This window comes from Longispora urticae (genome assembly GCF_053902585.1).
On the sequence record NZ_JAQZSH010000011.1, the window covers coordinates 56,494 to 70,421 of the forward strand.

General features: G+C 67.8%; 8 protein-coding genes. 6 read left to right on the forward strand and 2 right to left on the reverse strand.

Translation table 11 applies throughout. The features are described 5' to 3' along the window. Positions 1-116: 116 nt before the first annotated feature. From PT931_RS05255 to PT931_RS05280, 6 genes are all read left to right on the forward strand, one after another. Positions 117-689 carry an EF-hand domain-containing protein gene (locus PT931_RS05255; RefSeq protein ID WP_456244551.1) on the forward strand — a complete coding sequence of 191 codons (573 nt, stop codon included), beginning with the start codon at positions 117-119 and terminating at the stop codon, positions 687-689. Between the two features lie 454 nt (positions 690-1,143). Further along, positions 1,144-8,508, forward strand: coding sequence for an SDR family NAD(P)-dependent oxidoreductase (locus PT931_RS05260; RefSeq protein ID WP_456244552.1), 7,365 nt, complete (start codon positions 1,144-1,146; stop codon positions 8,506-8,508). A 5-nt stretch (positions 8,509-8,513) separates the two neighbouring features. Next, positions 8,514-10,187, forward strand: a complete 1,674-nt coding sequence (locus PT931_RS05265) for an AMP-binding protein (protein ID WP_456244553.1) — start codon at positions 8,514-8,516, stop codon at positions 10,185-10,187. Continuing rightward, complete coding sequence (locus PT931_RS05270; RefSeq protein WP_456244554.1) at positions 10,184-11,443, forward strand: cytochrome P450; 1,260 nt, start codon at positions 10,184-10,186, stop codon at positions 11,441-11,443. The genes PT931_RS05265 and PT931_RS05270 overlap by 4 nt, the downstream gene beginning before the upstream one ends. A gap of 45 nt (positions 11,444-11,488) precedes the next feature. Next, the gene (locus PT931_RS05275) at positions 11,489-11,740 is read left to right on the forward strand and encodes an acyl carrier protein (RefSeq protein ID WP_456244555.1); all 252 of its coding nucleotides are present in this window, start codon (positions 11,489-11,491) and stop codon (positions 11,738-11,740) included. After that, a complete protein-coding gene (locus PT931_RS05280; protein ID WP_456244556.1) occupies positions 11,737-12,714 on the forward strand; it encodes a ketoacyl-ACP synthase III family protein in 978 nt (325 codons plus the stop codon). Before PT931_RS05275 ends, PT931_RS05280 begins: the two co-directional genes overlap by 4 nt. A gap of 538 nt (positions 12,715-13,252) precedes the next feature. Here PT931_RS05280 and PT931_RS05285 read toward each other — a convergent pair. Beyond that, positions 13,253-13,618 carry a hypothetical protein gene (locus PT931_RS05285; RefSeq protein WP_456244557.1) on the reverse strand — a complete coding sequence of 122 codons (366 nt, stop codon included), beginning with the start codon at positions 13,616-13,618 and terminating at the stop codon, positions 13,253-13,255. An 83-nt stretch (positions 13,619-13,701) separates the two neighbouring features. Beyond that, positions 13,702-13,896: a hypothetical protein gene (locus PT931_RS05290; protein WP_456244558.1), complete on the reverse strand. Its 195-nt coding sequence runs from the start codon at positions 13,894-13,896 to the stop codon at positions 13,702-13,704. Positions 13,897-13,928 lie beyond the last annotated feature (32 nt).

A 13,928-nucleotide genomic window follows, 5' to 3' on the forward strand; every position in this document is an offset into this window, starting at 1 on the left:
GCTCCATCGCCAGCGAACTGCCCGCACGGCCCATCAAGATCCAACAAATGGGATGATCAGGAATCTTTGGAATCTTCGTGTGATATGTCAAAATTCAGGTGGTAAGGGATGTTGACGTGATTGGAGAGGAAATCATGAGCGGGTTTCAGAACGCCAAGATCAAGCGGTACTTCGACTCTCTGGACACCACCGGTGACGGCCGGATCACTCGGGAAGACTTCGACACCATCGCCGAGCGGCATGCCGAGGCCAACGGCTATGCCGCGCAGTCCGCTGACGCGCGACGGCTCCGCGACGCGACCCACGCCTTCTGGACCAGCAACTTGCAGCAGTTGGACACCAGCGGAGCCGGAGTGGTCACCATCGACCAGTTCGCCTCCGCCATCGCGCAGCTCTCAGCGGCCGGGGTGGCGCAGTACGACGCCCTGGTACGGCCGACCGCCGACGCCTACTTCGATCTGTGCGACCAGGACGGCAGCGGGGACCTGAGCCAGGATGAGTTCGTCCGGATCTTCGGTGGCGCGGCCAGCGTTCCCGCTGAGGAGAGCATCGCCACGTTCAGGCAGATCGACTCCAACGGCTCCGGCGTTGTGTCCCGCGACGAGTACCACGCTGCCCTCAAGGACTTCTACTACAGCAGCGACCCGGCCAAGGCCGGCAATCACCTCTTCGGCCGAGTCTCTGTCTGAGGCGTCTGGCTGAGGTCCCGTGCCGGCGCTGAACCCGGAGAGGACCCCTGGATATAGCCGCGCGGGTCCGGGTCTCGGCTGGACCCGGTTCCTGCGTGGTTACCCAGTCTCTGTCCGCCGATGACGTGCGACGTGGCGGTGAACTGGGTTTCAAGCGCGCGGAGGACCAGGTCAGTGTCGCGCCGGTCGGAGGTCTTGGGCCCGCCCCTGTCGACTCGACGCGTCGCCGGTCACGACCTCCCTGGACGCTGCCACTGCCTAACCGAGTTGTCTGGGGGCGCTTCCGTGGGGCCATCGGTCCTGTGCCCTTCTCATCCCAGCCGGTCATGTCTGACTCGGGGCCGCTGCCGGCGCCTGGCCCAGTGGAGGGCAACGCCGGGTTGCGCGGTGGAGCCGCTCGACAATCTGCTGGTCTTCGCCTTGGATTCGTCTCATTGAGTGCCCGGGAGTATGCGTGCGTGACTACACAGGCGCGATAGCGATCATTGGCATCGGTTGCCGATTCCCTCGCCGGATCGATTCGCTGGACGAGTACTGGCGGCACCTGGTCGATGGCGGGGACGCGATCAGCGAGATTCCGGCGGACCGATTCGACGCCTCCTTGTTCTTCGACGCAGACCGCAGGCGCAAAGGCAAGACCTACGTCAGGCGCGGCGGCTTCCGCGACGGCCTGGCGGAGTTCGACGCGGACTACTTCGGCATCTCACCGGTCGAAGCCTCCCGTGTGGACCCGCAGCAGCGGTTGCTGCTGGAATGCGTCGCCGAGGCGTTCGACGACGCGCAGATCGACCCGAAGACTTTGGCGGGCTCGGACACGGCCGTGATGATGGGTGTGTCCTCACGTAGCTATGACGCTCTGCAACGGCGGCGGCTGCAGACGTGGAACGCCTACAACATGAGCGGGGCCGCCTCGTGCAACACGGCCAACCGACTCTCGTATGTCTACGACCTGCGGGGGCCCTCGGCGGCCATGGACAGTGCGTGTTCGTCGTCGCTGGTGGCGCTGCACCACGCGTGTGAAGCGCTGCGCAGCAACCGCAGCGCCTACGCACTGGCCGGAGGCGTGAACGCGTTGCTCGATCCGGCAGACTTCGTCGGATTCTCCAAGGCGTCCATGCTGTCGCCGACCGGGCGATGCCACCCCTTCTCAGAGAAGGCTGATGGCTATGTCCGTTCCGAGGGGGCGGCGGTGGTGTTGCTCAAACGGCTGTCGGACGCGCTGGCGGACGGTGACCGCATCCACGCGGTGATCGAGGCCAGCGGCATCAACGCCGACGGCCGCACCGCGGGGCTGTCGTTGCCCAGCGCGGACGCGCAGGCAGAACTGCTAGAACACGTATATCGATCGGCAGACATCGATGTGAACCGCCTGGTCTACGTGGAGGCTCACGGCACAGGGACGCAGGCCGGCGACCCGGTCGAGTGCGTCGCCTTGGGGCAGGCGTTGGGGCAGCGGCGTCGCGGCGACCTGCCGATCGGCTCGGTGAAGTCCACCCTTGGGCACCTTGAGGCGGCGGCGGGTATGGCGGGCCTGGTCAAGGCCGTGCTGGTCCTGCGAAACGGCGTCGCTCCCGCCACGCAGCACAGTCTCCCACTCAACCCGCTGATCAACTTTGCCGGACTCGGCCTAGTACCTGTGACCACGCAACGTTCCCTCGCGATGGGCGACGACGCTGTGGTAGGCGTGAACGCCTTCGGCTTCGGCGGCGCCAATGCCCACGTCGTGCTGGGCCCGCCCCCTGCGGCAGCCGCACCCCTGTCGCCCCCCACCCCCGCCGGAAGAGGGACGGGGCCGTTTCCCGTACTCGTCAGCGCACAGAGCGAACCCGCTGTGCGCGAGGCCGCTGGGAGACTGGCGGAGCACCTGGAAAGCACGCCGGACTCCTTCTATGACGTCGCCTATACGTCGGTGTGTCGTCGTGGGCGGCACCGGCATCGTGTGGTGGTGTTCGCCGAGGACGGCGCCCAGGCCGCAGCCCGTCTGCGCGCGGCGTCGGGGCAGTCGCCGCAGACCGCTCCCGGGTCAGCGTCGGGGACGGTCGCGCCCAGGGGACGGATCGGTTTCGTCTTCTCCGGCAACGGGTCTCAGTGGGCAGGCATGGCCCGCGACCTCATCGAAACGGATCCCGGCTTCACCGCGGCCGTAGCCGAACTGGACGACGTGTTGGCCCCGATGCTGGGCTGGTCGGCCGCGCAGCGGCTGCGTGAACTCGACAATGACGCTTTGGCGCGGACAGAAGTCGCTCAGCCACTGCTCTTCGTCGTCCAAGTCGGGCTCGTGCGGTCCCTGGCTGCCCGCGGCATACGGCCCGTGGCCGTGTGCGGGCACAGCGTCGGTGAGGTCGCCGCCGCCTACGGTGCCGGGGCGCTCGACCTCCAGACCGCGTGCCGCGTCATCGTCGAGCGCAGCCGAGCCCAGGCGGTGACCGCGGGGCTCGGGCGCATGGCGGCGGTCGGATTGAGCCTGCGGGAGGCCCGGGATGCGCTCGCCTACGCCGATGGCCGGCTGGTCGTGGCCGGCATCAACAGCGACCGCGATGTGACTGTGTCCGGCGACACGGAACTCCTGACGGCGCTGGGTGATTCGTGCGCCGCGAACGGCACCTTCTTCCGCCCGCTGGATCTGGACTATGCCTTCCACAGCCCGGCCATGGAACCTGCCCGCCGCATGCTGTGGGAGAACCTGCCAGACGTCGTGTCCACCGCGGGGGAGGTGCCCATCGTCTCGACGGTCACCGGCACCACTGTGATGCCAGGTGAGCTGGACACCGGTCACTGGTGGCGCAACATCCGCGAGACTGTCCTGTTCTCCGATGCGGTACAGGTACTCACTGAAGATCACCAGTGTGACGTACTGGTGGAGATCGGACCGAAACCGGTCCTCGGCACCTACTTGCGTCGGATCATCGGCGCCGATGGCGACCGCATCACGACTCTGCCCACCCTGCGGCGCGACATGCCAGGCCCCCTGTGCCTCGACACCACCGTGGCCGGCGTGCTTGCCGCCGGGGGGAAGGTCGAGACTCACCGACACTTCCCTGAGCGCGGAAGGACTGTGACGCTGCCGCAGTACCCGTGGCAGCGTGAGCATCATTGGACGGGCGATTCGGACTGGTGGCGCGACACCACTGAGGACGTGGTGAACAGCTCGTTTGACCTGCTGGGCTCGCGGCTGCCGACGGTGGATCCCTCCTGGCATAGGGTGCTGGATCCGGCACGCCTGGGCTGGCTGGCCGATCACCGGGTCGGCGCGGCGGCGGTCTTCCCCGCCGCGGGCTTTGTCGACCTTCTGCTGTCCGCGGGCCGCGAGATGTTCGACGCACCGATAGAGGTCGCGGAGGCCAGCATCGACCGGGCAATGGTCCTCCCGTTCGACGTCGCCGATGCGGACATCCGCGTCCAGACGACGGTCGGAAGCAGCGGACGGGCAACGGTCTGCTCACGGACCGCGACCGCCGATCCCTGGCAGGAGCACGTCACAGCCAGAGTGCGCCGGCTGGCGGCCGAGCAGCCCTCACCGCTGGACATTGCCGAACTGCGACGCCGTCTGCCCGAGACAGTAGACCTGGACCGTCACTACGCGATGTGCGAGGAAGCTGGCCTTGACTACGGCCCGGCCTTTCGTCCGCTGACGCAACTCCTCAGCGGCGACGGCCAGGTACTGGCGGGGTACACGGCGACCATGGCGGGCACGGACGCGCATCCGGCGCACCCCACCCTCCTCGACGGCGCGCTGCAGGCGGGGCTGACCCTGATCGAATCCGACGTACCAGTTCTGTACCTGCCCGTCGGTTTCGAGCGCGTGCGGTCCTGGCAGCCGCTCCCCGAGAGCGGCGTGATCCATGTCCGGACACGGTCGCGTGACGAGCACCAGATCACCTGGGACGTGACAATCGCCGACACCGAAGGCCACGTCGCCCTACAGCTAGAGGGCTGCCGGCTTCGTCGCGTTGACGCCGCGACTGACGAGATCACCCAGCTCACCACCGTGCTACACGCCACTGAGCCGTTCACAGCCGTGCCGTCGAGAACGCCGTGGCCGAACCCGGCCGCCACGCTCGCGGGCACCGACGAGATCAAGATGCTGGCCCAGGCACGCAAAGACGCGCAGTACACCAGATATCGCGATACCGCCGCAGAGGTCGCCGCCCACTTCCTCGCCGCGGCTCTCCAGGACATGGCGCCGGACCAGGACACGATCACCGACGCCGACCTGACGGCCGCAGGAGTCCGTGCGGAGCGGTTGCCGTGGCTACACGCGCTCATCGACCTGGCCGTGGACCGCGGAGTGCTCGGCAGCCTCGACACCGGTGATGCCTGGCAGGTACTGCGGGCCCCGGCCCCTGACGCCCTGCTGCGCGCCGCCCTGGAAAAGTGCCCCGGAGACGCCGTGGCACTCCAGACGGTCGCCGTCTGCGGACAGCACCTGGCCGATATCGCGCGCGGTCGGCGCGACCCGGTGGAGTTCCTCTTCTCCGAGGCAGACCCCCTCGCAGCCAGAATCTACGACCATGGCCCTTCGCTGCCCGCACAGTACCCGGTAGCACGCGCCCTGCTGCGTACCATGCTGCGTGCGCTTCCGGCCGGCCGGCTTCTGCGCGTCCTCGAGGTCGGGGCCGGCACGGGCGGATTCACCTCCTGGCTGCTGCCCGAGTTCAATCCGGCGACCACCGCCTACACCTACACCGACATATCGAGCGCCTTCTTCCCGGCTGCGCAACGCCGCTTCACGGAATTCGACTTCGTCGACTACCGCGTATTCGACATCACCGTCGACCCCACCGTGCAAGGGTTCACGCCAGGCGGCTACGACCTCATCGTGGCTGCCAACGCGCTACATGTCGCGCCTGACCTGGCATCCGCCCTCGGCAACGTGGTGGCACTGCTGTCCGACGGCGGGCAGCTGCTGGCCGCCGAATCGCACAGCGAACAGCTGCTCATGCCGATCTTCGGCATGCTCGACTCCTACTGGGCCTTTCACGACACGCAGTTGCGCACCGCCGGACCTCTCGCGAGCCGGACCCAGTGGGAATCGTTGCTGCACCAGGCGGGACTGGCCGGCACGGTCGGAGTCGGTGACCCCGCCGATGCCAGCGTCGAGGACTTCACCGTGTTCCTGTCCGAGCGGGCAACGCCCCCCGCACGGCTGCCCGCTTCGCCGGTGATGCCCCCAGAGCCGTTCGCCCACTGGGCTGTGGCGGCGACTGGCGGCGCCGACGCCACCGCGAGGACATTGTCCGCGGCTCTGGAACAGCGCACGGGCACGGCCGTCCGGATACTGCCGGACGCAGGTGACACCGAGCTGTGGTCCGACGCGGTGGGCGACGAACCGGGGCCCGTCGGTGTCGTACTCGTGGTCGGAGACGGTGCCGACGGTGTCGGTGACGACTCCGTCGAGGAGGCACTGGCCCATCTCACCGCCCTCCACGCGGTGGCGACCGCCTGCGCGGCCAGCTCCCGCGGGGTACGTCCTCAACTGTGGGTCATCACCGAGACCAGCCAGGAAGCGGCATGCCTGCCTCCGGCTGCCCCGGTGCCGGCCGCGGTATGGGGCGCGGCACGTTCGCTCAGCAACGAAATGCCGGGCAGCGCTGTCCGACGGATCTGCGTCCACCGGACCGTGGGGGCATCCGTCGACACGCTCGTCGACGAGCTGCTGGCCCAGTCCGCGGAAGACGAGGTGCTGCTGGTCGACGCGGCTCGATTCGTGCCGCGGCTCAGAACCCACAAGCCTGCCCCGGTCGTGCCGGACGGGCCCTACGCGGTGGCCCTGAGCAATGTGGGCCTGCAATACCGCCTCTCATGGGTCCCCAAACCGATGCCGACGCCCACGCCCGCAGCGGGCGAAATCGTGGTCGCCATCTCGGCCGCCGCTCTGAACTACCGCGATGTCCTGATGGCCACCGGCGCGGTGCCGTTGGCACCGGAGAGCATCGGCATCGAATACGCCGGCACGGTTCTGGCGGCCGGTTCGGGTGTCCCTTTCCAGGCCGGCGACCGCGTAGCGGGCGTCGGAGCCGGCACCTTCGCCTCGCACGTGAAGGCTCGCGCCGACCGGGCGTTTCGCATCCCTGACGCGATGACCTTCACCGAGGCCGCCACCATCCCCGCGGTCTACCTCACCGTTCAGCACGGCCTCGGGCACCTCGCGAGGCTGTCTGCGGGGGAGAGCGTTCTGATCCACAGCGCCGCCGGGGGTGTGGGTCTGGCCGCGGTGCGCTACGCCCAAGGCATCGGCGCGACCGTGATCGCTACCGCGGGGACCCCGGCGAAGCGTGACCTCCTGCGGCAGTTGGGCGTCGAGCACGTGCTGGACTCGCGCAACCTGCGATTCGCCGAGGACGTGCGGCGTGTCACCGGTGGAGCGGGCGTCGACGTGGTCTTGAACTCTCTGGCAGGCGACGCGCTCCTCCGCGGCGTCGAACTGCTCAGGCCCCACGGCCGCTTCGTAGAACTGGGCAAGCGCGACTTCCTCGCCGACACGTCGCTTCCACTCGGCCCGTTCCTGCACAACCTGACCTTCTTCGGTGTCGATGTCGCTCCGATGATGACCGAGAACTCCGCCCTGGCAGACGAGCACTTCCGCGCGCTGGGCGACGCCGTGCGCCAGCAGCGGATCCGGCCGCTGCCGCATCAGACATATCCGGCTGACCGCATACGCGAGGCGTTCGCCTGCATGCACCACTCGCGGCATATCGGCAAGGTCGTCATCGACATGACCGCTCCCGTGCTCGTGCAGCCCGTCACAGCGCCCCTGGAGCTTGATTCCCATGCCTGCTACGTGGTGACCGGAGGCCTGAGCGGGTTCGGTGCTGCGACCGCCCGCCACCTCGCGGCCCGTGGAGCACGGCACCTCGCCCTGATCGGGCGGCGGGGCTCGCAGTCCCCTGAGGCGCCCGTGCTGATCGAACAGTTGCGACGAGCTGGAACCACAGCGGCGGTGTATGCCGCCGACGTCGCCGACGCCGCGGCGATGCGCCGTGTCATCGATGAGGTCCGTGCCGCCGGCAGACGTGTCGGCGGGGTGGTGCACGCGGCGATGGTTCTGGACGACGCACCGCTGGTCGAACTCGATGACCAGCGCAGACGCGCCGTGCTGGTCCCGAAGATGGGCGGAGGGCTGATCATCGACTCCTTGACGGGCGATGCTGACTTCGTCGTCTACTACACCTCGGTCAGCGGCCAGATCGGCAACCTCCATCAGAGCGCCTACGCCGCGGCCAACCTGGCCTTGGACGCACTGGCCCAGCGCGCAAAACCCGGCAGGGCCACGCTGGCGGTGCAGTGGGGCGCCATCGCCGACATCGGCTACGTGGCCCGTAGCGGCCTCGGGTCGACGCTGGCCGGGTACGGTCTGCACGGCACCGGATCCGGCGAGATGCTGAACATTCTGGATGCCTTGATCGTGCAGGCCGCGCACCAGCGGGGTCCGCGTGTCGTCACGGTGTCGGCCACGGATTGGTCGGCCACCGCACGCGTGCTCTACTCCCTGAAAGCGCCACGATTCACCGGCCTGGTGACAGTGACCGAGCACGACGGCCAGCCGCTGGAGGCCCGATTGCGTGACGCTGAGCCCGAGGAAGCCCTCGACCTCATCCGAACCACACTCCGCCAGTTGGTCGCCGACATCATGCAGACCACCCCTGAGCGCGTCAGCGAGACCAAGCGGCTCGACGCGATGGGGCTCGACTCCCTCATGGCGACCGAACTGGCCATCACCGTCAAGCGCACCTTTGGCTGCGATCTGCCGGTATTTGAGTTGATCACAGCGGCGAGCCTGGACTCGCTTGCCCACCTCCTCGTGACTCGGATCCGGTGAGCCAGATGACCGACGACGCTGACGCCTGGGTGGCGAACTCGCTGGGCCAGGCTCTGGCCATGGCCAGCCGCCACGCCCCCCAGGCGATGACCGTGTTCCCCCACAGCAACGAGAAGATCGCTCTCGCCGAACTCGACGCCGCTTCGGCCCGACGCGCGCATGGTCTGTTGCGCCAAGGCGTCCAATCCGACCAGGTGATCGGGCTACTGATGCCTCCCGGCGTCGACCTGATAGTCACCCTGTTCGCCGTGGCGCGTGCCGGTGCCACCGCCGCCGTTCTACCAGTCTCTGCCGGAGATGTGGGTAGGCAGGCCCGAAGACTGCGCCGGCTGATCGATGTCACCGGATTACGAACACTGGTAGCCGGCGACGGCGTCTACGGCCAGATAGCCTCAGAACTGGTCGCTTTGTGCCCGACGTTGGCCGTACTCCCCGCGAACCTGGATACCCCGGGCACTTCTCTACCCACCGTGGACGTTGACCAGCCAGCGGTCGTGCAGTTCACCTCCGGCAGCACGATGACGCCCCGCGGAGTGGTGCTCACCCACCGGAACCTGCTGCACGGACTGCGTTCCCTGGTGACCTCCTCCGCCATCACCCGCAGCGACGTGCTGGTCCAGTGGGCGCCGCCGTACCACGACATGGGCCTGATCGGCATGCTCGTCAACGTCCTCAACGGCGGCGACACCTACACCATCCCGTCTCACACCTTCGTGCGGCGGCCCGAAACACTCCTGAAACTGATCGCGGAAGCCGGCGGAACCCTCACCACGGGCCCCAACTTCAGCTACGAGCTGCTCATCGACGCGGCCCGCAGCGGCCGGGTGCCAGATGACCTGGATCTGTCGTCCTGGCGGCTGGCCTTCAACGGCGGCGAGCAGGTCGCCACGAGCACCGTCGACGACTTCGCCAGCACCTTCGCCCCCCACGGTGTCGACCCGTCGGTGATGCACCCCGTGTACGGCATGGCTGAGACCCTCGTCGTCGCTGGCGGCCCTCCTCACGCACCGGCCACGAAACTGTGGATTGACCGCAACCTTCTTGCCAGGGACGGCACAGTATGCGAGGCGGACAGCTCAAGCCCGTCGGCGACCGGGCTGGTCAGCGCCGGAACCGCGATGGACGACGTGAGTCTGCGGATCGTCGCGGAGAACGCGGCCTGCGGTGAAGGCCGTCTCGGTGAGATCCAAGTTCGCGGAGCGGCCGTGACACCCGGCTACCTCGGCGACCGGCAGGGCACGGGCCACCTGTTCGACGGCCCGTGGCTGCGCACCGGCGACCTCGGCTTCTGGTATGGCGGCGAACTCTACATCGGTGGCCGGGCCAAAGAGATGATCATCGTCAACGGTCGCAACTACTTCCCCTATGACGCCGAACTCGTAGCCCGCCAGGTGCGCGACGTGCACAGAAGACACGCCGTCGCCGTCGCCGACACCGACACCGAATGCATCGCCGTCATCGCCGAGACCACGTGCGAGGACGCCCGGCGCCCGGGCCTCATCGAGGAGATCCGCACCCAGATCGCCGCGGAGATCGGCCTGACCCGTACCCGCGTCCATCTGGTCGCTCCCGGGTTCCTGACCCGCTCGACCAGCGGCAAGTGGCAACGCGTCGCCGCGGCCGAGCGGCTCACGGCGAGCCTGCCCACACACCCTCACGCCCGGGAAGCCTCGAGATGAGCGAGACCAACCCCGACATGCCACACGTAACCACCACGCCCGCAGCGTCGCCCGCCCCGCCGAACCTGCCGCATGACGACTCGAGGAAGCTGCGCGCTGCCCTCCACGCTTTGCCCGGTCCCATCGACCGCGCCACCCTCTTCGACGACCTGCCCGCCTGGATCGTCACGGACTACGAGCACGTGCGCGCGGCCCTCACCGACAAACGGCTGATCAAAGACCCCTTCGGTCTCCCGCCAGGCGTGCACCCGTTCCAGGGACGGCCGTACCCCGAAACAGGCAACTGGCAGGGTGTGCGCCAACTGTTCGGGCTGGACGGGGCCGACCATCTGCGGGTCCGCCGCGTCCTGCAACCGGCATTCTCCGCAAAGGCCCTCGCGGGTTGGAGACCAGCCCTGGAAGCCAACGTGTGCCGGCTGTTGGAAGCTGTACTGGCACGCGGCGGCGGCGACCTGGTCACCGAGTTGTTCGAGCCGGTGTCCACCGAAGCGCTGTGCCACATCCTGGACGTGCCGAGCGGGGACCGCCAGGTGGTACTCGACGGCGGCCGGGTCCTGGCGGGGCCGCTACCCCCCGGCAACCCCTACTTCCTACAGGTGGTGCGCGACACCAGAGACCTGGCCACCCGGCTACTACGCACCCACACCACCTCCCCAGCCACGCAGGGCGGCCTGCTGGACCTCATGGTCGCAGCCACCCGGGACAAGACCCTCAGCATGCGCGAGGCGGTCGGCAACATCATGGTCCTGATCGCCACCAACCTGCCCAACACCGTCGCGGTGATGGCACGAGCGACCGTCACACTGCTGGCCCGCCCCGATCTCGCCTCGGCCCTGGCGGCCAATCCAGCGTTGGCCGCGCCGCTCACCGAAGAAGCATTACGCCTGGCCTCTTCCACACCCCTGGCCACCTGGCGGTTCGCCAAATGCCCTATGAACCTGGCGGGAACCGAGCTGCAGGTCGGCGACATCGTGCTCACGGCGCTGGACAGCGCCAACCACGACCCCGCTGCCTACGAGGCGCCCGACCAGTTCCGTCCCGGGCGCGACGGTCCTCCCCACCTGGCCTTCGGGCACGGAGCCCACTTCTGCCTCGGTGCAGAACTGGCACGCATGCAGATCCACGCCGTGCTCCAGGCGCTGGCCCCCCTCGCCCCCCGTATGCGGCTGACGACCCCCGAGGACCAGCTGCCATGGACTGCCGGAAGCCTGCTGGCCGGCCTGGCGGCCGTGCCCGTCGGCACCGGCGCCCCATAACCGGATCCGGCCATCCGGGCCACCTATCAACCTACGGAGGCGACCATGACTCATCAAACGCAAAACTCGGACACGGCGGCTCTGGTATTGCAGTTCGTCGCCGATCTTCACCTGACCGACGGACCGCCCGAGGCCGATACCGCTCTGGACTCCATCGACTCCATCCAGGTTCTGCGATTGATCACGCGCATCGAGGACCACTACGGCATCCTTCTGGACAGCCCAGCCCTCTTCCAGGCCTCCACTGTCGATGAACTGATCGCCATCGTCGACGACAGCCGTCGCACCACACCATGACAACGGCCACCGGAATCGCCGGCTGTGCGGTACATCTGCCGCCACGACGACAGACCGCCCGCAGCGCCCAACTCGCCCCCCGCGACGCCGCGACATGCGAGTTCGAAGGATACGGGCAGGTCGCTGTGGGCAGCGGCTGCCCGGTCGAGACCCTCGCCGTACCCGCTGCCGCAGACGCCCTGCGTCAGGCAGGCTGCCTCGCCACGGACCTCGACTTGGTCCTGTACTCGTGGATCCACGAGCAGGGTGCCGAAAACCCCATGCCGCACGCCCGTCTCGCCCGCCTGCTGGGCGCCCACAACGCCGTCGCCCTGGGCGTCCAGCAGATGTCCAACGGAGGCGCGGCAGCCCTGGAGATCGCCGACGCCATGCTGAAGGCCGGGCGGGCACGCAGGGCACTCGTGGTCACCAGCGACATCTTCGACGATGACCCGCAGGCCCGATGGCTCAAACACGGACTCCGCGGATCGCTGCCGGGCGACGGTGCCACGGCGGTACTGATCGACACCACGCCCCGCCCGCTCGCCCTGGCCGCGATCGCCTCCGCAGGACGCCCCGGCGTCGAATTGCAGTTCTTCGCCGACTTCGCCCCCATGCACCCACTTCGGCCACGTCCCGAGAGTCGCAGTCTCAATCCCGCAGCCGTGCCCATCATGCAGGAATGCGTCCGGAACGCTGTCGACCGCGTGCTCGCCGCGGAAGCGATCGCTCCCGACGATCCCCGCATCCGCTTCGTGACGTTCTCCCGACTGGGCAGAACGCTGCTCCGCCGCATCTTCCTACCCGGCCTGCCCCCCGGGCTACCGAACCCCCTGCCACTCGCCGTCGACACTGGCCATTTGGGCGCCGGCGACCTGATCGCCGACCTCGCCCACGTCCGCAACGGGCACCTGCTCAGCGCAGGGGAGTATGCCTTGTCGGTCAGCATCGGCATGGGCTTCACCGCCACAGCGGCGCTCCTCCTTGCCAACTGACCACCTTGTTTCTGTCGATGGACCTACGACGGACGCCTCATCAAGATCACCTGACCCCCGAAGGATTAGCGCGATTGGTACAGACCGGTTTCGTGTACTTCTGGAGTCATGCCGCCAGGCGCAGCGCCGGCGCTGCGAGTGCTTCGAAAGCTGAGCGGGAAGGCCCCCGAGGATCTGGTGAGCGGAGGCTCTACATTCGCTATCGCAACAGATGCACCAATTGCTTAGCGATCTCGATTGCGACCCAGCACGCGGACGGCAACCTAAGGCTCCTGGCCAGCAGCAACGCGCCGTATCGCACGGTGGGGCCCCAACCAGCGGACGCTACCGCCACCATCGGATCCTCAACACGCCGGCTAGCGGCACGCGAGGGGCGGGGCTCTGGCAGAGCGTCGTCTGCCGCGGACTTCTTGCTCATGAATTCTCCGGTGGGCACGTCAAACCGTCCCACCGGATGAGCGGGCTAAAGGCGAGCGCCGTTGCCGGCTAGAAAGTCACCCCGTCCTCGCACAGGGAGCACCATCAAGGATGCTGGTCACTACGGTAGCAACGAGATGTCAAGCTCGCCAAGGCCAGCACGCGCGAACTCCTCGACAATCTCCCACCAGCGTTCCCTCGTGATCTGAGGCGTTCGTGTGCACAAAGGGCAAACGAACGTGTACGAATCGCGCCCGACCATGCTGTGGGGCTGGGCGTCTCTCATCGGAGGCGCGAAACGTTCCAAGGCACGGCTCATCCCCCGCTCGCCGGTGAGCATCCGTCGCGCCGTGGTCAGCCGGATCTTCTTGTGCTGGGAACGGTCTGTGCACACGATCGCCATGAAGTAGTCGACCGGCTGTCCGGCACCGTTGTAAGAGATCTTGGCTGAGCTGATCCTCGGTGGCAGAGCGGAGTTCTCGTCCATGGTCTTCCATAGTGTGCTCGGCGGGTCGATTCGAGGGGACATGGCGTTAGGCCCCCGCCGGTGTCGGCGGGGGCCTCTACGACTCAGTCCTTCTCGGGGGCTGTGGCGAACAAGACCATGCTCATGCCCAGCACGACACACCCGGCGAACGTGGCACCACCGAGCTTGGCCACCTCAAGGGAGTCCACACCCTTGATCAACGCAACGAGGGTGACGAACCCTGCCAGAACCACGGAGCCCTGCACCACGTGCAGGAGCCAAGCCGTACGAGACTTCATAAACCGGACCTCTCTGTCGACAGACTTCTCCT